This is a genomic window from Roseococcus sp. GW821-FHT12F05 (assembly GCF_058806835.1).
This window is the reverse complement of the sequence record NZ_JBXAQB010000002.1, coordinates 302829-322268: the sequence shown is the minus strand read 5'-3', so window position 1 is coordinate 322268 and position 19440 is coordinate 302829. Positions and strand designations below refer to the sequence as shown.

Genomic DNA, 19440 nt, shown 5'->3' with positions numbered 1-19440 from the left:
TTAGTTCCTCCGCCGCAGCAGGCGGTCGATCGCGCTCTGCTGGCGGTCGCCCTCGCGGTCGAGGAACTGGCTCGCCATCTGGAATTCCCGCAGCTCGGCCATCATGCGCGTCATCTCGATCACGGACTGGACGTTGCTGCCCTCGACCGCGCCCTGCACGACGGCGGGACGCGCGATCTCCTCGGGCTGCTCGCCGGCTGCGTCGAAGTTGCGGTCGCCCTCGGCCCGCAGCGCCTGCTCGTTGTCGAAGCGAACGACGCGCAGGCGGCCGAGCACGCCGTTCTCGCTGCGGATCGTGCCGTCGCCCTGGATCTCGATGCGCGTGTCGTTGGGCGTGATGGCGATCGGCTGCGAATTGGCGTTCAGCACCGCGTTGCCCTGCTGGTCCACCAGCCGCCCGTCCTGGCCGAGCGCGAAGCGGCCGGCGCGCGTGTAGCGCTCGCCGCGCGGCGTCTCCACGACGAAGTAGCCCTCGCCGGAGATGGCGATGTCGAAGGGATTGCCCGTGGTGGTGATGGGCCCCGCGGTGATGTCGCGCCAGCTCGCGCGGTCCCAGGCATAGCCGACCTCGCTGGCGTTCTGCGGTCCGGCGATGCGGCCCTGCCGCGTCACGACCTCGGCGAAGACCGGGCGGCTCGCACGGAAGCCGGGCGTGTCGGCATTGGCGAGGTTGTGCGCGGCGAGGTCGCTCGCGCGCATCTGCGCCGAGAGGCGGGAGAGGATGATGTAGCTCGGGCTGTCCATCGTGGCGCTCCGTCGAAGGCTCGGAGCGGTGATCGCAAGGCGCGTGCCAGCGCGGCTGGCCGATTCCGGCAGGGTTTGCCCGGCGCGGGCCGGCAAGGATTGCCCGGCGCCGGCAGCTTTCGCGATGCGTTCCCTGCGAAAACGCTTCGTTAACCTCTTCGCGCGAGGATGCCCTCTGGAAACCAGAAGGGTGTGGGCGCCAATGGCGGCGACGAAGAGTGAAGAGGCGGCGGAAGGCGCTCCACCGCGCAGCACGAAGAAGAAGAAGCTGATCCTCCTGGCCCTGCCGCTGGTCCTGGCCGGGATCGGCGCGGGCCTCTGGTTCGGCGGCATTCTGCCCGGCATGCTCGGCCATCACGAGCCGGAGCATGCCGCCGCGGAGCCGGCCGACGCCGCGGCCGTGTCGCGTGCACCCGTCTTCGTGGCGATGCCCGACATCACCGCGAACCTGAACGCGCCAGGCCGGCGCTCCTTCATCCGCCTGAAGAGCCAGATGGAGGTCGCGGGCGCGCAGGACGCCGCGACGCTCCAGGCCGCCATGCCGCGGCTGGTGGACCTCTTCACCACCTATCTGCGCGAGATTCGCCCCGAGGAACTGCGCGGCAGCGCCGGCACGCACCGCCTGCGCGAGGAGCTGATCGCCCGCGCCAACATCGCCGCCGCGCCGGCGCGTGTCACGGACGTGCTCTTCACCGAGATCCTGGTGCAATGAGCAGCGAGGACGACGACGACCTGGCAGCCGCCTGGGGCGCCGCGCTGGAGCAGGAGAGCGACGCGCCCGAGCCGGAGCTCTCGGCCGACGCCGCGCGGGTGCTGAACCAGGCCGAGATCGACAGCCTCTTGGGCTTCGAGGATGACGGGGAGGGGGGCAACGCCGCCAAGACCGGCATCGAGCGGATGATCCATTCGGGCCTGGTCTCCTACGAGCGCCTGCCGATGCTGGAGATCATCTTCGACCGGCTGGTGCGCATCCTCTCGACCTCGCTGCGCAACTTCACCTCCGACAATGTCGAGGTCTCGATCGACAGCATCGCGAGCCAGCGCTTCGGCGACTACCTGAACAGCGTGCCGCTGCCGGCGATGCTGGCCGTCTTCAAGGTCGAGGAATGGGACAATTTCGGCCTGATCGTGGTCGATTCCTCGATGATCTATTCGGTCGTGGACGTGCTGCTCGGCGGCCGCCGCGGCACGGCGGCCATGCGCATCGAAGGCCGGCCCTACACCACCATCGAGCGCACGCTGGTCGAGCGCCTGATCAGCGTGGTGCTGAAGGACCTCGGCGACGCCTTCGCGCCCATCACCGACGTCGAGTTCCTGTTCGAGCGGCTGGAGGTGAATCCGCGCTTCGCGGCCATCTCGCGCCTGTCCAACGCCTGCGTGCTGACCCGCCTGCGCGTCGACATGGAGGATCGCGGCGGTCGGCTCGAGCTGCTGCTGCCCTATGCGACGCTGGAGCCCGTGCGCGAGCTGCTGCTGCAGCAGTTCATGGGGGAAAAATTCGGCCGCGACAGCATCTGGGAAACCCATCTGGCCGAGCAGCTCCGGCACACCGACGTCTCGCTGGATGTGGTGCTGGATCAGCAGGTGATGCCGCTCTCCAGCGTCATCGCGCTGCAGCCTGGCGACCGGATCATCCTGAACGCGGCGCCGGGTTCTCCCGTCAAGCTGCAATGCGGCCCTGTGCAGCTCTTCCAGGGCGAGTTCGGGCGCCGGGAGAACCGGCAGGCGGTGCGCATCTCCGAGACCTTGCGGCCCGTCGCGGAGGCCCTGGCATGAGCGCGATCGAATGGGCCGTCCAGGTCGCCGTCATTGGACTGCTGGGCGCGACCCTCCCGATGGCCTGGCGGCTCGACCGGATGCTGCGGGCCCTGCGCGCGGATCGCGTGGCGCTGGAGCAGGGCGCCGCCGGCCTGGGCGAAGCCTCGCGCCACGCCGAGGCCGCGCTGATGCGCCTGCGCGCGACGGCGGAGCTGGCCGGACGGCAGGTGGCCGAGCGCGTCGCAGGCGCCGAGGCGATCCGGGAGGACCTTCGTTATCTCGTCGAGCGGTCCGAGGCGCTGGCCGATCGTCTGGAAAGTGCGGTGCAGGCTGCGCGGCCCATCGCCGGTGCCGCGGCGCCCGCGCCGCAGGCCGTCCGCAGCGAGGCCGAACGCGAGCTGATCCGCGCGCTGGGGCTCAAGTGATGCCGCGTCCCCGTCTCCTGCCGCTCGCGCTGCTGGCCATGCTCGCTTTGCTCGGGGTGAAGCTGGAAGGGCTTCGACACGGTTCCGCGCCCTCCGTGGCGCTGGTGAGCCCGGCCGTGGCGAGCGCGCCGGCACCCGCTCCGCAGGTGGCCGCTCCGCCGCCGCGGCAGGCACCCGAGGTTCCCGCGTCTCCCGCGCCCGATGCCGTCGCCGAACGTGCCGTTCTCGAAGCCCTGCGCGCCCGCCGCACCGAAATCGAGGCGCGCGAGGCCGCGCTTGCCCAACGGGAGATGCTGGTCGCCGCCGTCGAGCGCCGTCTCGCGGGACGGCTGGAGGAGCTCACCGCCCTGCAGCAGCGGCTAGAGGCCGAGGCCCGCACGCGTGACGAGCGCACCGAGCAGGGCTGGCGCCAGATGGTCGGCCTCTACGAACGCATGCGGCCGCGCGACGCCGCCGGCATCTTCGACGAGCTCGACATGCCGGTGCTCATCCAGGTCGTCGACCGCATGCGCGAGATGAAGGCCGCCCCGGTGCTCGCGGCCATGCGCCCCGAGCGCGCGCGGCTTGTGACGACGGAGCTCGCACGCCACCGGGCGCGCCCGAACGACTGACTTTCCCGAAAACCCGCTGCGAAAAAGGACCGCACGACTATGGCCATGGACAAGAACATGAACGTCCTCATCGTGGACGACTACAAGACGATGCTGCGGATCATCCGCAACCTGCTCAAGCAGCTCGAATTCGACAATGTCGAGGAGGCGACCGACGGCGCGGAGGCGCTGGCGAAGCTGCGCGCCGGCAGTTTCGGCCTCGTCATCAGCGACTGGAACATGGAGCCGATGACTGGACTCGACCTGCTGAAGGAGGTGCGCGCCGATGCCCGGCTCAAGCACCTGCCCTTCATCATGATTACTGCCGAAAGCAAGACCGAGAACGTCGTCGCGGCCAAGCAGGCCGGTGTCTCCAACTACATCGTCAAGCCGTTCAACGCCGAGACGCTGCGCGAGAAGATCGAGAAGGTGCTGGTCCATGCATGATATGCACGCCCCCGAGGGGAATCCCGACGCGATCGAGCAGGCCGTGCGCCAGGTGCTCGGCAGCCTCGCCGGCGACATGACCACGACCGAGGCCACATTGCTCGCCGAGCTGGAGGCGCTGGGCCGCGAGGTGCAGCGCGCCAAGACCGAGATCGCGGCGCTGCGCGTGGACGATATCAACGCCAGCCACATCCCCCGCGCGACCGACGAGCTCGACGCGGTGGTCGAGCACACGGCCAATGCGACCAACGAGATCCTCGATGTCTGCGAGGGGCTGGAGGCGATGCAGTCGCGCGTGCCGGCGCCGGAGAGCGAGAAGCTCGCAGCGGCCGTCACCCGCATCTACGAGGCCTGCAGCTTCCAGGACATCACCGGGCAGCGCATCAGCAAGGTCGTCTCGGCGCTCAAGGCCATCGAGAGCCGGGTCGCTGCGGTGACGGCGCGCTTCTCGTCCGGCTCCGAGGCCATGCCGCTGCCGGAGGAGACTGTCCCGGTGACGCCGGTCACCGAGGGGCGCGCCCTGGCGAACGGCCCGCAACTGCCGGCCTCCGCCAGCAGCCAGCAGGAGATCGACAAGCTACTGGCGAGCTTCGACTGATGCGGCGCGCGGCGATCGGCCTTGTGTTCGGCTTGCTCGCGGCTTCGGCCGCGGCGCAGGATCGGATCGGCGTCAGGACCGGCGATCACCCGGGCTTCGGGCGGATCGTCTTCGACTGGACCGCTGCGCCCCGATACCAGGTGGAGCAGCAGGGCGATCGCGTCCTGCTCCGCTTCCCCGACAATGACGCGATCGATCTCGCCGGCGCGCGCCGGCTGGCGCGCAACCTGTTGGCCGTGAGCCGGGCCGACGGCGCGATCGAGCTGACGCTGCGGCCCGGTGCGCGCATCCGGCACTTCCGGAACGGTCCCAAGGTCGCCCTCGACATCATGGACCCGTCGGAGAATGTGGCGGCTGCGGAACGGCGTCCGGCTGCCCGTGAGACGGCCGCCCCGCCCACGCGCCGGCGGGACGGCCCTGCTCAGGCCCAGGCGCGCCCTGCGGTCCGCGAAACAGCGGCTCCGTCTGCGACCGGACGGGAGGGCGCCGCGCCTCGGCCTGTCGCCGCTGCGCCGCCATCTCCGCCACTCATCGCGTTGCCGCCACCGATGCGTCTCGCCTTCGCGCCCGCACCGGCGGTCGAGCCCCAGCCGAGTCTGGCGCGCCCTCCGGCCGAGGCTGCTTCCACTCCCGCGGTCGAGGTACCGCGGAACCCGGTGGCCGCCGCCGTGCCGCCACGTGGGCCGGAGCACGTCGCCCCGATCGCGGCAGGACCCCGATCGCTTTTGGACGTGGCGTCGCCTGTTTCCGCGCCGCCGCCTGTCACCGGCGTCTCACCCCTAGCCAGCCTCGCCGGCCCGTCGCCCATCCGGGCCAGGATCGTCGAGGAGGCGGGGCAGGGGCCGGCGATGCGTCTCCCTGCCGGGACCGGCATTGGCGCTGCGGCGCTGCGTCGCGGCGAGCACGCGCTGCTGCTTCTCGACACGGAACGTCCCGTCGAGTTCGGGACGCTGCTCCGCACGCCCGCCTTCGCGGGCATCCAGGCACAGCGGCTGGCGGGCGCCACGCTGATCACCTGGACCCTGCCGCCGGACCGGCAGCTCATCCTTCGGCAGGACGGGCCGGACTGGTTCGTGATGCCGGTCCCGCGTGAGCAGGTAGTGGCCGGTGCCCCCTTGCGGGCAGAGGTCGAGGGCGATCGCGCCATCCTGCATGCTGAGCGGCCCTCCCGCGTCGTGACGGTGAACGATCCGCTGACCGGCCTGCCGCTTCTCGTCGGAACGGTGGCGGAGGCGGCGCCGCGCCAGATGGCGACGCGCAACCTGGCCGAGTTCGACCTGCTCGAGACCTTTCTCGGCGTGGCCGTGCTGGCTCGTGCCGACCGGGTCGCGCTGCGCGCCGGTAGCGGGCGCTTCCTGCTGTCCATCGAGGGCGGCGCGGTCGCCGTGGCCAGCCAGAAGCTCGACGGCGGGCTGGCGGAGACGGGCATGACGCGCAGCTTCGACATCCCGCCGCAGCCGGTGCCGGCGCTCCAGGAGCGGCTGCGGTCGCAGCAGGCGAGCGTCGGCGCGGTCGCGCCCCTGCTTCGCGCCGAGCCGCGGATCGCGGTGGCACAGACCCTCCTGGCCCTGGGCCTTCCGCAGGAGGCGCAGGCGATGCTGCGCCTCGCCGTGCAGGAAAGCCCGCAAGCCGCGCAGGATGGCCGGCAGGTTTTCCTCTCGGGCATGGCGGCCCTCCTGGCCGGCCGTTCCGCGGAGGCGCGGGGCCTGGACGCGGAGCTGCCGGTCTCCGACGAGATCATCCTCTGGCGAGCCCTGCGCGCCGCCGTCCAGGGCGAGGCCGGCGCGGCCGCGCCGGGCCTGGCGGCGACGGTTCCCCTCCTGCTGTCCTATCCCGAAGGCCTGCAGCGCCGCCTCCTGCCGATCGCGGCCGAGGCCCTGGCCGAGGGCGGCCAGCCGGCCGCGTCCCGTCGGCTCCTGGAGGCTGGGGGCGAGAATCCCTCATTCCTGCTAGCGCAGGCGCTGTTGGAGGAATCGCAGGGCAACACCGACCGCGCGCTGGAAGCCTATGAGGCGGCCGCCGCCAGCCGGGACCGGCTGATGCGGGCCCGTGCCGTTCGCCGCGGGATCGAGCTTCGCCTCAGCACCGGCCGCCTGGACGCAGCCGGCGCGGCACGGCAGCTGGAACAGACCCTCTTCGCCTGGCGTGGCGATGTGCAGGAGGTCAACACCCGCGAGCGCCTGGCCGCGCTCCGCCGTCAGGCCGGCGATCCACGTGCAGCACTCGCCCTCCTGCGGGAGACCGAGGCCCTTTTTCCCGAACGGGCACCCGCCCTGCGCGATCTCATCCAGCAGGCCTTCCTGCAGGCACTGGAGGTTGAGCCGCCGCTCGGGGCCGTCGGCCTCTATGACGCCCATCCCGAGCTGCTGCCAGGGGGAGAGGCCGGCGAGGCGATGGTCGCCCTGCTGGCCGACCGGCTGACCGCGCTCGATCTCCCGGATCGCGCCGCTGGCCTGTTGCGGCGCGCGATGGAGCGCCTTCCAGCCGGCGAGGGCCGCGCGTCCCTGGGCGCGCGGCTTGCGGCCCAGCGCCTCGGCGAGCGGGATGTGGAGGGCGCGCTGGAGGCCCTGGCCATCAGCTCCGCGCCGCGGCTACCCCCGGCGCTGGTGGAGCGTCGAAGCCTGATCGCGGCCCAGGCCGAGGCCCGCCGGGGCAACCGCGAGCTGGCCGTCGAAGCTCTGAGGGCCCTTGGCCCGGCCGGGGATGAGACGCTCTCGGACATCCTGGCCGAGGCGCGGGACTTCGCCGGTGCCGCCACGGCCCTGTCCCGCCACCTGGCCGCCTCCGCCCCCGCCGCTCCGGCGGCGCTCCCCGAGCCCCTGCAACGCCTGGCGCTCCGCAACGCCGCCCTCCTGGCGATGGCGGGCGACGAGGGCGGTCTGGCGGCCCATCGGGCGCGCTATGCGGCGCGGATGGCCCGGCCCGAGCTCTCCTCGGCCTTCGAGGCCCTGACGGCCGATCCCGTCAGGGGGCTCGCGGACCTCCCGCGCCTCGCACGGGAACTGAATCTCTTCCGGAGTTTCCCGCAAAGTCTGGAGCCATTGCGGACTGCCCAGCGGACGGCAGGTTGAGTCTTGCGTGGGGTGGGGGGGAGGTCCGCGATTTTTTCGGGCCGCAAAAGCGCATTTTCATTTGACCCCCCGACCCCCATGCCCCATATGGCCGCTCCGCTGACCTGATCGAACCGACGGCCGCTGTGGCCGCACAGCCGATACACCTGGTCATCTGCTGGTGGGAAAGGGAACCCGAAATGGACTCTCTCGTCCGACTGGGGATGGACTCGGATCTTCTTCCGAGCGACGCCCAGACGACTCATGCTTCGGCTGCCAACGGTCTGATGGAGCAGAAGGACTACTTCGTCGAGCGCAACGGCGTCCGTTACGCCGGCACGCACCTGATCATCGATCTCTGGGGCGCCACCAACCTGGACGACCCCGGGCACATCGATGCGGTGCTGCGCGAGGCGGCCCTGGCCTCCGGCGCGACGATCCTGCACGGGCATTTCCACCACTTCTCGCCGAATGGCGGGGTGTCGGGCGTGCTGGTGCTGGCCGAGAGCCATGTGTCGATCCACACCTGGCCGGAGCGGGACTATGCGGCGCTGGACATCTTCGTCTGCGGCGATTGCGACCCGTACAAGGCGATCCCGGTGCTGCGGCGCGGCTTCCTGCCGGACAACGTCCAGCTCTCCGAGCACAAGCGCGGCCTCATCGGCTGACATAAATCCGAGCTAGATGCGAACGGGGCCGGGCGGCAACGTCCGGCCCCTTCTTCTTTCTGACGAGGTGAGACCATGACCGATTCCTGGGTGAACGAGACCCTCTACGCCGAATGGGGCCAACGCTTCGCCGTGAAGCGCGAGCTGGCCCGCGTGAAGAGCGACTTCCAGGACATCATGATCTTCGAGAGCTTCACGCATGGCCGGGTGATGCTGCTGGACGGCGTCGTGCAGATCACCGAGCGCGACGAGTTCGTCTACCAGGAGATGCTGACGCACGTGCCGCTGCTGGCGCATGGCGCGGCCAAGCGCGTGCTCATCATCGGCGCCGGCGACGGCGGTGTGCTGCGCCGCGTGCTGGAGCACCGCAATGTTGAGAAGGCCGTGATGGTCGAGATCGACGGCGAGGTGATCCGGCTCGCCAAGGAGTTTCTCCCCGGCATCGCCGGTGAAGCCTGGAACGACCCGCGCGCCGAGGTCATCGTCGGCGACGGCATCGACTACGTCCGCAAGGCCGAGGCCGGCTCCTTCGACGTCGTCATCGTGGACAGCACGGACCCCATCGGCGTGGGCGAGGTGCTCTTCACCGACGAGTTCTACCAGAATGCCGAGCGGTTGCTCTCGGCGAACGGGCTGATCGTGAATCAGTGCGGCGTGCCCTTCATGCAGGCCGACGAGCTGCGCGAGACCTCCGAGCGCCGCGGAAAATTCTTCGCGGACATCTCGGCTTACGTGGCCGCCGTCCCCACCTATGTCGGCGGCTTCATGACGCTCGGCTGGGCGGCGAAGGCCAAGGGCCTGCGTGACGTGCCGGCCGCCGAGATCCGCCAGCGGGCCGAGGCCGCGGGCATCCTCGGCAAGACCCGGTACTGGACGCCGGAGATCCATGCGGGCGCCTTCCAGCTCCCGCCGTACATCGCGGAGAATCTTCCCGCGTAGTTTCCGCCCGCCGCCGCGCCCTGCGCGTGTTCGCGGCGAGGTCCCTGTCCGGCACGCGACCATCCCGCGCGCGCCGCTCCCGCCACCGGATGGCGCGGCCTGCGGGCTGCACCTTTCGGGCGTTCCCTCGGTCGAGGGGCGATGCGGAAAGGCCTCGCCTGGGCTTCCGGCCCGCTCACGTCATGGCCGGCGGCGGCCGGTAACGACTTCCTGGCCGTCTCGCGGCCGGTCCTTCGACCATCGAGACCGGTTTCCGGCCGCCGCTGCGCCCTGCGCGTGTTTGCGGCGGGTTCCCTGTCCGGCCCGCGCCTGCCGCAGGCCGGTCCCGCCACCGACGGTCGCGGCCTGTGGGCCGCCTCCGCCGGGTGCTCCCCTCGATCGAGGGGCGTCGCGGACGGACCCCGCCTGGGAGGACGTCATGTCCTGCCCGCTCACGTCAGGGCCGCGGCGGTCGGTATCGTGTTCGGTTCCAGCCGCCGCCACGTCCTGCGCGTGTTTGCGGCGAGTTCCCTGTCCGGTCCGCGCCTGGCGCGGGCCGATCCCGCCACCGGCGGTCGCGGCCCGAGGGCCGCTTCCGGCGGGCGCTCCCCTCGGTGGAGGGGCGTCGCGGACGGAGCTCGCCTGGGGGGACCTTTGTCCCACCCGCTCACGTCGGGGCCGGCGGCGGCTGGTCTGCGCTACTCCTCCTCGATCACCGGCGGCCCGGCGAGCACGCCGCCGTCGATCACCATGCTCTGCCCCGTCATGAAGCCCGAGGCCGCGCTGGCCAGGAACACTGCCGCGCCTGCGATCTCGTCCGGCTCGCCGATGCGCAGCAGCGGCGTGTCGCGCGTGCGCTTCTTCAGGTTCACCGGATCCTCCCACAGCGCGCGCGCGAAGTCGGTCTTCACCAGGCCCGGCGCGATCGCGTTCACGCGCACGCCCTTCGGCCCCCACTCCACCGCCAGTGCCCGGGCGAGTTGCATGTCCGCCGCCTTCGACACGCCGTAGATGCCGAGCCGCGCCGAGCCCCGGAACCCGCCGATCGAGCTCACGATGATCACCGAGCCCGCGCCCCGCTCCGCCATGGCCGGGATCGCCATCTGGCACAGCCAGAGGTTCGACCGCACGTTGGAGTTCATGATCCGGTCGTAGGAATCGTCCGGGATGTCCTGGGTCGGCCCGAAATAAGGGTTCACCGCTGCGTTGCAGACCAGGATGTCCACCTGCCCATAGGCCGCGACCGTCTGGTCCACGAGCGCCTGGAGCTCCGGCTTGCGGCCGATGTTGCAGGCGATTGCCATGGCCGTGCCGCCGGCGGCCTTGATCGCGTCCACCACCTCCTGGCAGGCATCGACCTTGCGCGAGGAGACGACGACCTTCGCCCCATGCTGCGCCAGCCGCTCGCAGATCGCGCGGCCGATGCCGCGGCTGCCGCCAGTGACGATGGCGACCTTGCCGGTCAGGTCGAACAGGTTTGGCATGGGATTCCTCCGGGGACGATTTCGCGAAGCCTAGCCGCGTTACTCTGGGGTATGAAGGGGAGCTCAGGCCTCCACGGCGACGCGCGGATCGACGTTCGGACGCAACCCCTCCATCTCGCGGCGTAGCTTCACGGCGTCGAGCGTGACGTCCAGCGCTACGTCCGATTGCCGCAGCGAAGCACCCTTCTTCACGTCGGTGAGCAGCCGCACCCCATGCGCGAGGCCGATGGGCAACGCGTTTTCCGCGAGGCTGCGCGCCGCGGGGATGCACTTGCCCCAGACCATGGCGCCGCCCTCGCCGTCGAGGATCTCGCCGGCAACGAGGTCGCGCTTGGCGGTGGCGGCCACGTCGCCGCGCCAGGCCTCGCCGCAGCCGGTCGGCTCGCGCCGCAGCGCCGCCGAGGCGATGGAGACGCCGAGCTCCAGCCCGATGAGGTGATAGGGCCGCCACAGCGCGGCGTAGCGGCCGGAACTGTCCGTGTGCACGCCATACTCGGAGAAGCAGCGGCGGATGTAGTCGGTCTCGCCCTCGAAGACGGCATAGACGCCCCAGCGCAGGTCGCCAACCACCTGGCGAGCGTCGCGCTCCAGCGAGGAGATGACCTCGACGATCCCCTTGCGCGACAGGATCCCGCCCTCCGAGCGCGGGCGAAAGATGTGCGGCAGGTCCTGCACGCCGCAGGGCGGGAAGGCGAGCCCGTCCTCCGGCGGCAGCAGGCCGGTGGCATTGGCGATGGCCGCCATCTCGATGCTGCTTTTGGTGCCGTCGAGGAAGGAGTTGAACATCTGCGGGTTCATGCCGCCGTCCCTGGCCTGCTCGGGCGTGAGGCCGTAATGGCCCCAGACGGTCTCGGGCGTGGAGTCGTGGAAGGCCGGCAGGTACTTCGTGCCCTTGCCGGCGGCGACGACCGGCAGGCCCATGGCGCGGATCGTGTCCACCATCTCACAGACCAGGGCCGGCTGGTCGCCATAGGCCATGGAATAGACGGTGCCGGCGGCGGCCGCGCGCGCGGCCAGCAGCGGGCCGGCGAGGACATCGGCCTCCACGTTCACCATCACGATGTGCTGCTGCGCGGCGATGGCGGCCAGCGCGTGGCGGATGCCGGCGGCGGGATTGCCGGTGCTCTCCACTACCACTTCGATTCGGGGATCGTTCACCGCGGCGGAATCCTCGGTGACGAAGGTGGCGCGGGAGGCGAGGGCGGCTTCGAGGGAGGGGGCGGCGGATTGCTCGGGCGACCAGCCGATGCGCGTGAGGTTCTCCCGGGCGCGCGGCGGCGCGAGGTCGGCGATGACGGCGACATGGATACCCGGCGAGCGAACGGCCATGGCGAGGAACATCGAGCCGAACTTCCCGGCGCCGATAACTCCGACGGTGATCGGCTTGCCCGCCGCGGCGCGCGCGGCAAGGAGGCGGGAGAGGTTCATGGCGGCGTTTCCCCGAGGACGTTGTCCTCAGGAAGCCATCTGCCGCTCATCCGTACAACGGCAAATCCTAGATCGGCGGCGGCAGGTCGTCCCCCGCGGCGGCCAGCATCCGTGCCAGCGCCTCGTCCCGCCCCAGCGCATAGAGGGTGAGGTCGATCGGCGGGCTCATCGTGCTGCCAGTCAGTGCCACGCGCAGCGGCTGCGCCACGTCCTTCAGCTTCACGCCCTTCACCTCGGCGTAGTCGCGCAGCCATTGCTCCAGGTCGGCCCGCTCCCAGGGCGCGTCGGAGAGGAACTGCGCCAGATCCTCGAGCCGCCCCTTCGCCTCCGGCGTCAGCACCGCGGCGGCCTTCTCGTCCAGCTCCGGCGCGCCCTCGGCCACCACGAAGGCGGCGCTGTCGGCGAGCTCGGCGAGGTTCTTCGCCCGCTCCTGCAGAGCCGGCAGCAGCAGCTTCAGCTTTGCGATCTTCTCCGTCCCGAAGCCCTCGCCGGCGGCGGTCAGGCGGTGCAGCACCTCCGGCAGCAGCGTGTCGGGGTCGGCGGCGCGCAGATAGACGCCGTTCACATGCGCGAGCTTCGCATAGTCCATGCGCGAGGCGGCGCGGCCCACATCGGCGATGTCGAAGATCTCCTCCGCCCGCTCGCGTGGAATGATCTCCTCATCGCCATGGCCCCAGCCCAGCCGCAGCAGGTAGTTGCACACCGCCTCCGGCAGCAGGCCCTGCTCGCGCAGGTCGAGCACCGAGACGGCGCCGTGACGCTTGGACAGCTTGGCCCCATCCGCGCCATGGATCAGCGGGATATGGGCGAAGCGCGGCCGGTGCCAGCCCATCGCGTCGTAGACCATGCACTGCCGGAAGGTGTTGGTCAGGTGATCGTCGCCGCGGATGACGTGGGTGATCGCCATGTCGTGATCATCGACGACGACGGCGTGCAGATAGGTCGGCGTGCCGTCCGAGCGCAGGATGATCATGTCGTCCAGCTCGGTGTTGCCGACGCGGACGGTGCCCTGCACCAGGTCCTCGACCACCGTCTCGCCATCCCGCGGGGCCCGCAGCCGGATGGCATAGGGCTGCCCCTCCTGCTCCGGGCCCGGCTCGCGGTCGCGCCAGACGCCCTCGTAGCGGGGCGGGCGCTTTTCCGCCGTCGCGCGCTCGCGCATCGCGACGAGCTCCTCGGGCGTCTCGTAGGCGCGGTAGGCTTTGCCCTGGGCCAGCAGCTCGCGCGCGACCTCGGCGTGGCGGGCCTCGCGGGTGGACTGGAAGACCGGCGACTCGTCCGGGCTGAGGCCGAGCCAGGCCAAGCTTTCCAGGATCTGGTCGACGGCCGCCTGGGTGCTGCGCGCCTTGTCGGTGTCCTCGATGCGCAGCAGGTAGGCGCCGCCGTGCCGGCGGGCGAAGAGCTGGTTGAACAACGCCGTGCGCGCCCCCCCGATATGGAGGAAGCCGGTGGGCGAGGGGGCGAAGCGGGTGCGGACGGTCATGCGCTTCCCTCTAACACGGCGCTTGCCCGCGGTTGAGGGGTGGGGCACGTCTGGCGAGAATGCAGCCGGCCGCGCAACCCTGGGTGTGGTTCCGATCCGTCGCGCCGGGGCGCGAGGCCGGCCTTCCCACGTCCGGGCGGCTCGCGGCGATCCTCGCCGCTGAGCAGGGGCGGCTGGCGCTCTGGCTGCCGGTGGCGCTGGCGGCGGGGATGCTTCTTTACTTCCTGCCGCGCTTCGAGCCGCCGGGGTGGTGGCGCTATGCGGCCCTGGCGCCCTGGCCGATTGCGCTCTGGCTGCGGCCGCGCTTTCCGCTGACGGCCTGGGCCATGGCTCTGCTCGGCGCGGCGGGGCTGGGTTTCGCACTGGCTTCCTGGCATGCCGCGCAAGCCCCGCCGCCGCTCGATCTGCCGCGAACGCCGGTCGTGCTGACCGGCACAGTGGCTGAGACCGACCTGCTTCCCGGGGGCATCCGGATCGCCCTGGCCGGCGCGCGCTGGGAGCCCGATGCCGCGGCGGACGGTCGCCTGATCCGTGTGCGGCTCCGCGTCGACGATCGCGCGCGCCCCGAGCCCGGCGACCGCGTGTCGATCCGCGCCCTGGTCCGGCCCCCTTCGCCGCCTGCCTATCCCGGCGCCTGGGATTTCCAGCGCGCGGCCTATTTCGAGGGGCTCGGCGGCTCGGGCTTCGCGCTCGGACCCCTGGAGATCCTCGGGCGCGACGGCGCTGCGCCGCCGCTCTCCGCGATGCGGTCGCGGATCGAGGCGCGGGTGATGGAGCTCCTGCCCGGCCCCGTCGGCGCCGTCGCAGCGGCGCTGCTGACCGGCGGGCAAAGCGCCATCCCGCCCGCCGAGATGCAGGCGATGCGCGATTCCGGCCTGGCGCACCTGCTCTCCGTCTCCGGCCTGCACATCGCGATCGTGATGGGGCTGGCCTTCGGCGTCGTGCGCGCCGCGCTCGCCCTCTGGCCGGGCTTCGCCCTGCGCTGGGGCACGCGCCCCTTCGCGGCGCTCGCGGCCCTGGCCATGGGCTTCTTCTTCATGCTGCTGACAGGCAGCCAGGTGCCGATGCAGCGCAGCTTCCTCATGGCTGTCCTGGTGACGCTGGCTCTGCTCGCCGGCCGCCGGGCGCTCAGCCCGCGCGTGCTGGCCTTTGCCGCCCTTGGCGTCATGGCGCTGCAGCCCGCGGCGCTGCTCGGCCCCTCCTTCCAGATGAGCTTCGCCGCCGTCATGGCGCTGATCGCGGGTTATGAGGCGGCGCGTCCCTGGTTCTCGCGGGCCGGCTCGCCGCCGCCCTGGTGGTGGCGCCCGGCGCTGGTGGTGATCGGCAGCATCGCGACCTCGGTGATCGCGGGCGCGGCGACGACCCCCTTCGGCCTGCACCATTTCGGGCGGCTGCAGCTCTATGGCGTCGCTGCCAATGCGCTGGCCGTGCCGCTGACCTCGCTGCTGGTCATGCCCGCGGGAATGGCCGCACTGGCCCTGCTGCCGCTCGGCCTCGAGGCCTGGCCGCTCCGCCTGATGGGCTGGGGCATCGAGGGCATCCTGGCCATAGCGCGCGAGGTCGCCGGCTGGCCCGGCGCGGCGCTGGCGACGGCGCCCCTGCCGGCCTGGGGCTTGGCGCTGCTGAGCCTCGGCCTGTGTTGGCTGTGTCTCTGGCGGACGTGCTGGCGGCTCTTCGGCCTCGTGGCGATCGGCGCCGGCCTGATCACCTGGCAGTTCGTGCGCCTGCCCGACGCCATGGCCTCGGCCGATGGACGGCTCTTCGCGCTGCAGGCCGGCGGCCGTGTCTTCCTGGAGCGCCGTCCGGGTGCCTCGCGCTTCATCGGCGATTCCTGGCTGCGCGGGTTTGGCGATGCCGAGGCCGCGCCATTGCCGGCCGAGGGTGAACTGGCCGACGCGCGCATCCGTTGCGTGCGCGATTCCTGCATGATGGCCGGCCCGGACGGCACTCCGGGCCTGATCCTGCTCCGCCCGCCCGTGCCGCCACGCGGCCAGCGCGCGCCTTTCGAGCGCGGCCCCAACCCGGCCTGCGGCCGCGCCTCCGTGATCGTCTCCCCCGAGCCGGTGCGCGGCGACTGCCGCGGCAGCGAGGTGGTGGACCGCTTTTCGGTCTGGCGCGACGGCGCGCATGCCGTCTGGCTCGAGCCCGGCGGCCCGCGCGTGGTGTCCGACCGCGCCTGGCGCGGCGACCGCCCCTGGGTGCCGCCGCGTCCCATGCCACGGTCCCGGACGCAGGAGCCGCCTGCGGAGATCGAGTGACCTCATGGCATGGCGAAGCCCTGCACGAGGCTCGAGGACAGCAGCGCCCAGCCGTCCACCAGCACGAAGAAGATCAGCTTGAAGGGCAGGGCGACGACCGAAGGCGGCAACATCATCATGCCCAGCGACATGAGGATCGAGGCCACCACCATGTCGATCACCAGGAAGGGCAGGAACAACAGGAAGCCGATCTCGAAGGCGCGCTTGAGCTCGGTGACGAGGAAGGCCGGCATCAGTCCGCGGAACGGCGCCTGCTCCGGCGCGCTGGCCGGCAATCGCGCGAGGTCCAGGAAGAGGTTCAGGTCGCTCTCGCGCACGTTGGCGGCCATGAATTTCCGGAACGGCTCGGCCATGGCGGCGAGGCCTTCCATGTCGCCGATACGGCCCTCGTTCATCGGCACGATGCCGAGCCGCCAAGCCTCTTCCAATACCGGCTGCATCACGAAGAGCGAGAGGAACAGCGCGAGTCCGATCAGGACGGGGTTGGGTGGCACGCCCTGCGCGCCGATCGCCGAGCGCAGCAGGGCCAGCACGATCACGATGCGCGTGAAGGCAGTGGTCATGATGAGGAGCGAGGGCGCGAGAGAGAGCAGCCCGATCAGCGCCGTGAGCTGCACCAGCCGTGAGGTTGCGCCCGACTGCCCGCTGGCGCCGAGATCGATCGAGACCGACTGGCCGAAGGCGCTATCCGCCAGTAGCAGGAAGGTTGCGAGAACAGGGAGAAGCCTCATGCGCCGGGCAGCCAGCCGAGGAACTGATCGCCCGCCGGCCCCGTGAGCAGCAGGCCCTCCCGCCCGTCGCAGGCGACGAGGATGAGCCGCCGGCGGGAATCGAGCGCGCAGGCGGAGCGCACGCCGAGGCGTCCGCCAGGCCGGAGCGTCGCCCTGTGCCGGCCGGCCAGGCGCGAGGCGCCCCAGATCAGCAGCAGCACGGCGCCGAGCGCGGCCACCATCTGGGCCATCGAGGATGTATTGAGGAAGGACATGGCGCGGCCTCCTGCCGGCGCTGGAGGTTGTCGGTCAGGGGCGGGGCATGCATCCCGCCAGCAGGTCGAGCTCGCGCGTCAGCGCCTGAAGCGAGGTGAGCAGCGCCTGTCCGGAATCGCCCGGCAGGCAGGCCACCGCTGCGCAGAGCCGCGCGGCCTCGCGATCGAGCCCGGCGAGATCGATCGCGCGGCCCGAGACGACGAGCGCGCGCGCCATGGTCAGCGTGCCGTGCAGGCTCTCGATCGCGGCCATCGTGGCGGCGACCTCGAAGGTCTGGGTGGATCGGCGATGCTCCGCGAGGTCCGGCATGGGCGGAGGATGCGGGGCGGGTGGTTAACGAATCCTCACCGGAAATTCCGGCTGCGCCTTCAGGATTCCTTAACCTGCCGCGGTGTCTCTGGCGCTCATGGACCTGACCCGCAACGGCCCGATCGCCCTCGCCGAGAACCGGCTCGCCTGGCTCGACACGCGCCAGCGCATCCTGGCCCGCAACGTGGCCAATGCCGATACGCCCGGCTTCCGCCCGAGCGACGCCGTCCCGTTCCAGGAGGTGCTGGGGCGCCGCCATTCGGCTGCTGCGGTGGTCACCACGGATGTACATCACATGATCGCGCCGAACGCTTCAGCCCTGATGGCGCAGGACCGCAACGTCGTGGAGCGCAGCCGCAACGGCAATGCCGTCTCGCTCGACGACGAGGCCGTCCGCATCGCCGAGACGGACCAGGCGCATGCGCTCGCGATGGGGCTGCACCGAAAATATCTCGGCCTGTTCCGCACGGCGCTCGGCCGCAACTGAGGAGACCGACCATGGATCTCGATCGCGCGCTTTCGATCTCGGCCGCCGGCATGGCCGCGCAGTCCACGCGGCTGCGTGTGGTGGCGGAGAACATCGCCAATCGCGACAGCACGGGTCAGTCGCCCGGTGCCGAGCCTTACCGCCGCAAGACTGTGACCTTCGCGAGCCGGATGGACCGCGAGCTCGGCGCCGAGACGTTGCGGGTCGCGCGTGTCGGGCGCGACCAGCGGGAGTTTCCGGAACGCTTCGAGCCCGGCCATCCCGCCGCCGACGCCCGCGGCTACGTGCGGACGCCCAATGTGGACAGCATGGTCGAGAACATGGACATGCGCGAGGCGAACCGCAGCTACTCGGCCAACCTTGCGGTGCTCGAGACCACGCGCGGCATGCTGATGCGCGCCATCGAGACCCTGCGCTGATGGCCCTTCCGGTCCTCGGCGCCGCCGGCGCGGCCGCGGCCTATCGCGCGGTCCAGGGCGCGGGCGAGGCGATCTCGCAGGGCGCGGGCTTCGGCGAGACGCTGCAGCGGGCGGTGCAGGGCGCGATCGACATTGGCCGCAGCGCCGATGCCGCCTCGACCAGTGCCCTGACCGGCCAGGGCAGCGTGACGGATGTGGTGCTCGCGGTCTCGCGCGCGGAGATCGCCCTGCAGACGGCGACCGCGGTGCGCGACCGCGTGGTGACGGCCTATCAGGATGTGATGCGCATGCCGATCTAGGCATAGCGCTCCCGCAGGAGGCGGGTGGCATGGTGGAACAGCCCGTTGTCATGGCGATGCGGGAGGCGCTCTGGGTGAGCCTGCAACTCGCGGGCCCGCCACTGCTCGTCGTGCTCGCCATCGGCCTCGTCGTCTCGCTGCTGCAGGCGCTGACGCAGATCCAGGAAGCGACGCTCGCCTTCCTGCCGAAGGTGGCCGCGATCGGCGGCTTGCTGTTGCTGACCGGCCCCTTCATGGCGGGTGTGCTCCAGGCCTGGGCGGGACGCCTGTTCGACCAGGTGATCGCGGTCGGCGGTTTGCCATGATCGCGCCGGCCGATGCCGCGCTGCTGGCTGCCCTGCCGGGCCTGGCCTTCCATGCGGCGTTGATCCTCTGCCGCATGGGCGCCGCCGTCATGCTGCTGCCGGGCATCGGCGAGGCGGAGATTCCTCCGATGCTGCGCATGGCGCTGGCCGTGGGACTGGTCTTCGCGCTGCTGCCGGTCCTGTCGCCCGGGCTGCCGCCGCTTCCGGATGAGGTGTCGGGGCTGCTGGCCCTTGTCGCCGGTGAGCTTCTGACGGGGATCTGGATCGGCCTGCTGGCGCGGTTCCTCGCGATGGCTCTGGCCCAGGCGGGGCAGGTGGTCTCTCTGATGATCGGCCTCGCCTCGCCGCTTCAGGGCGACCTCGTGCTCGGCAGCAGCGCGACGGCCCTGGCGCGGATGCTCTCGCTCGCTACGGCGGCGCTCATGCTCGCGACCGGGCTCTATGAGGTCCCGCTGCGCGCGCTGGCGGACAGCTACAGCGTGCTCCCGCCGGGCGGCGTCTGGCCGGGCGGTGTGGCCGCCGAGGCGGTGGCGCGAAAGGCCGGCGACAGCCTGCTGCTGGCGATGCAGCTGGCGGCGCCCTTCGTGCTGGCGGCCATCTTCTTCAATGCGGGGCTCGGGCTGATCGCGCGCCTCGCGCCGCATGCGCAGGTCTTCGTCCTGGCCTCGCCGGCGCAGATCCTGGGCGGGCTGCTGCTGATGCTGATGCTTCTGCCGAACATGCTCGACCTCTGGGCGCGGGGCATGGCCCAGGGCTTTCTGCGCCTGCCGGGAGCCGACTGAGC

22 protein-coding genes are annotated in these 19440 nt (G+C 71.4%); 15 read left to right on the top strand and 7 right to left on the bottom strand.

Features of this window, described 5'->3' with window-relative positions:
- On the bottom strand, positions 1 to 744 hold the full coding sequence (gene flgF, locus AC1ROY_RS06320) for a flagellar basal-body rod protein FlgF (protein ID WP_493147747.1): 744 nt from the start codon (positions 742 to 744) through the stop codon (positions 1 to 3).
- A gap of 202 nt (positions 745 to 946) precedes the next feature.
- Here flgF and AC1ROY_RS06315 point away from each other — a divergent pair, with 202 nt between their 5' ends.
- The 9 genes from AC1ROY_RS06315 to speE all read left to right on the top strand — a co-directional run bounded on the left by AC1ROY_RS06315 (position 947) and on the right by speE (position 9219).
- Positions 947 to 1456: a flagellar basal body-associated FliL family protein gene (locus AC1ROY_RS06315; RefSeq protein ID WP_493147746.1), complete on the top strand. Its 510-nt coding sequence runs from the start codon at positions 947 to 949 to the stop codon at positions 1454 to 1456.
- Positions 1453 to 2520: a flagellar motor switch protein FliM gene (gene fliM, locus AC1ROY_RS06310; RefSeq protein WP_493147745.1), complete on the top strand. Its 1068-nt coding sequence runs from the start codon at positions 1453 to 1455 to the stop codon at positions 2518 to 2520. The genes AC1ROY_RS06315 and fliM overlap by 4 nt, the downstream gene beginning before the upstream one ends.
- Positions 2517 to 2927, top strand: coding sequence for a DUF6468 domain-containing protein (locus AC1ROY_RS06305; RefSeq protein WP_493147744.1), 411 nt, complete (start codon positions 2517 to 2519; stop codon positions 2925 to 2927). The genes fliM and AC1ROY_RS06305 overlap by 4 nt, the downstream gene beginning before the upstream one ends.
- Entirely contained in the window at positions 2927 to 3538 is a 612-nt protein-coding gene (locus AC1ROY_RS06300; RefSeq protein ID WP_493147743.1) for a MotE family protein, read from the top strand. Before AC1ROY_RS06305 ends, AC1ROY_RS06300 begins: the two co-directional genes overlap by 1 nt.
- A 57-nt stretch (positions 3539 to 3595) precedes the next feature.
- The gene (locus AC1ROY_RS06295) at positions 3596 to 3964 is read left to right on the top strand and encodes a chemotaxis response regulator CheY (RefSeq protein ID WP_493147742.1); all 369 of its coding nucleotides are present in this window, start codon (positions 3596 to 3598) and stop codon (positions 3962 to 3964) included.
- Positions 3957 to 4562, top strand: a complete 606-nt coding sequence (locus tag AC1ROY_RS06290; RefSeq protein ID WP_493147741.1) for a protein phosphatase CheZ — start codon at positions 3957 to 3959, stop codon at positions 4560 to 4562. The genes AC1ROY_RS06295 and AC1ROY_RS06290 overlap by 8 nt, the downstream gene beginning before the upstream one ends.
- Positions 4562 to 7633 carry a ribosomal eL19 family protein gene (locus AC1ROY_RS06285; RefSeq protein WP_493147740.1) on the top strand — a complete coding sequence of 1024 codons (3072 nt, stop codon included), beginning with the start codon at positions 4562 to 4564 and terminating at the stop codon, positions 7631 to 7633. The genes AC1ROY_RS06290 and AC1ROY_RS06285 overlap by 1 nt, the downstream gene beginning before the upstream one ends.
- Positions 7634 to 7812: 179 nt before the next feature.
- A complete protein-coding gene (gene speD / locus AC1ROY_RS06280; protein WP_493147739.1) occupies positions 7813 to 8280 on the top strand; it encodes an adenosylmethionine decarboxylase in 468 nt (155 codons plus the stop codon).
- Positions 8281 to 8355: 75 nt separating this feature from the next.
- Positions 8356 to 9219, top strand: coding sequence for a polyamine aminopropyltransferase (speE, locus tag AC1ROY_RS06275; RefSeq protein WP_493147738.1), 864 nt, complete (start codon positions 8356 to 8358; stop codon positions 9217 to 9219).
- Between the two features lie 677 nt (positions 9220 to 9896).
- Here the strand turns inward: speE and AC1ROY_RS06270 are convergent.
- The 3 genes from AC1ROY_RS06270 to gltX form a co-directional block, all read right to left on the bottom strand.
- Positions 9897 to 10682: an SDR family NAD(P)-dependent oxidoreductase gene (locus tag AC1ROY_RS06270; RefSeq protein ID WP_493147737.1), complete on the bottom strand. Its 786-nt coding sequence runs from the start codon at positions 10680 to 10682 to the stop codon at positions 9897 to 9899.
- Between the two features lie 63 nt (positions 10683 to 10745).
- Entirely contained in the window at positions 10746 to 12110 is a 1365-nt protein-coding gene (locus tag AC1ROY_RS06265) for an NAD(P)H-dependent oxidoreductase (protein ID WP_493147736.1), read from the bottom strand.
- Between the two features lie 67 nt (positions 12111 to 12177).
- Positions 12178 to 13593: a glutamate--tRNA ligase gene (gene gltX / locus AC1ROY_RS06260; RefSeq protein WP_493147735.1), complete on the bottom strand. Its 1416-nt coding sequence runs from the start codon at positions 13591 to 13593 to the stop codon at positions 12178 to 12180.
- 83 nt (positions 13594 to 13676) lie between these two features.
- Between gltX and AC1ROY_RS06255 the strand changes: the two genes are divergently transcribed.
- A complete protein-coding gene (locus AC1ROY_RS06255; protein WP_493147734.1) occupies positions 13677 to 15851 on the top strand; it encodes a ComEC/Rec2 family competence protein in 2175 nt (724 codons plus the stop codon).
- Between the two features lie 2 nt (positions 15852 to 15853).
- Here the strand turns inward: AC1ROY_RS06255 and fliP are convergent, their stop codons facing one another.
- Genes fliP through AC1ROY_RS06240 form a run of 3 tightly spaced genes read right to left on the bottom strand, consistent with a single transcriptional unit; the run spans position 15854 to position 17146 of the window.
- Positions 15854 to 16582 carry a flagellar type III secretion system pore protein FliP gene (gene fliP / locus AC1ROY_RS06250; RefSeq protein ID WP_493147733.1) on the bottom strand — a complete coding sequence of 243 codons (729 nt, stop codon included), beginning with the start codon at positions 16580 to 16582 and terminating at the stop codon, positions 15854 to 15856.
- Positions 16579 to 16836 (bottom strand): hypothetical protein, encoded by a 258-nt coding sequence (locus AC1ROY_RS06245; RefSeq protein WP_493147732.1) that lies wholly within the window; start codon positions 16834 to 16836, stop codon positions 16579 to 16581. Before AC1ROY_RS06245 ends, fliP begins: the two co-directional genes overlap by 4 nt.
- 34 nt (positions 16837 to 16870) lie before the next feature.
- Positions 16871 to 17146 carry a hypothetical protein gene (locus AC1ROY_RS06240; RefSeq protein ID WP_493147731.1) on the bottom strand — a complete coding sequence of 92 codons (276 nt, stop codon included), beginning with the start codon at positions 17144 to 17146 and terminating at the stop codon, positions 16871 to 16873.
- 97 nt (positions 17147 to 17243) lie between these two features.
- Between AC1ROY_RS06240 and AC1ROY_RS06235 the strand changes: the two genes are divergently transcribed.
- Genes AC1ROY_RS06235 through AC1ROY_RS06215 form a run of 5 tightly spaced genes read left to right on the top strand, consistent with a single transcriptional unit; the run spans position 17244 to position 19438 of the window.
- The gene (locus AC1ROY_RS06235) at positions 17244 to 17633 is read left to right on the top strand and encodes a flagellar basal body protein (protein ID WP_493147730.1); all 390 of its coding nucleotides are present in this window, start codon (positions 17244 to 17246) and stop codon (positions 17631 to 17633) included.
- A gap of 11 nt (positions 17634 to 17644) precedes the next feature.
- On the top strand, positions 17645 to 18052 hold the full coding sequence (flgC, locus tag AC1ROY_RS06230) for a flagellar basal body rod protein FlgC (RefSeq protein WP_493147729.1): 408 nt from the start codon (positions 17645 to 17647) through the stop codon (positions 18050 to 18052).
- Positions 18052 to 18351 (top strand): flagellar hook-basal body complex protein FliE, encoded by a 300-nt coding sequence (fliE, locus tag AC1ROY_RS06225; RefSeq protein ID WP_493147728.1) that lies wholly within the window; start codon positions 18052 to 18054, stop codon positions 18349 to 18351. The genes flgC and fliE overlap by 1 nt, the downstream gene beginning before the upstream one ends.
- Before the next feature lie 29 nt (positions 18352 to 18380).
- On the top strand, positions 18381 to 18656 hold the full coding sequence (locus AC1ROY_RS06220) for a flagellar biosynthetic protein FliQ (RefSeq protein WP_493147727.1): 276 nt from the start codon (positions 18381 to 18383) through the stop codon (positions 18654 to 18656).
- On the top strand, positions 18653 to 19438 hold the full coding sequence (locus AC1ROY_RS06215) for a flagellar biosynthetic protein FliR (RefSeq protein ID WP_493147726.1): 786 nt from the start codon (positions 18653 to 18655) through the stop codon (positions 19436 to 19438). Before AC1ROY_RS06220 ends, AC1ROY_RS06215 begins: the two co-directional genes overlap by 4 nt.
- Positions 19439 to 19440: the final 2 nt, after the last annotated feature.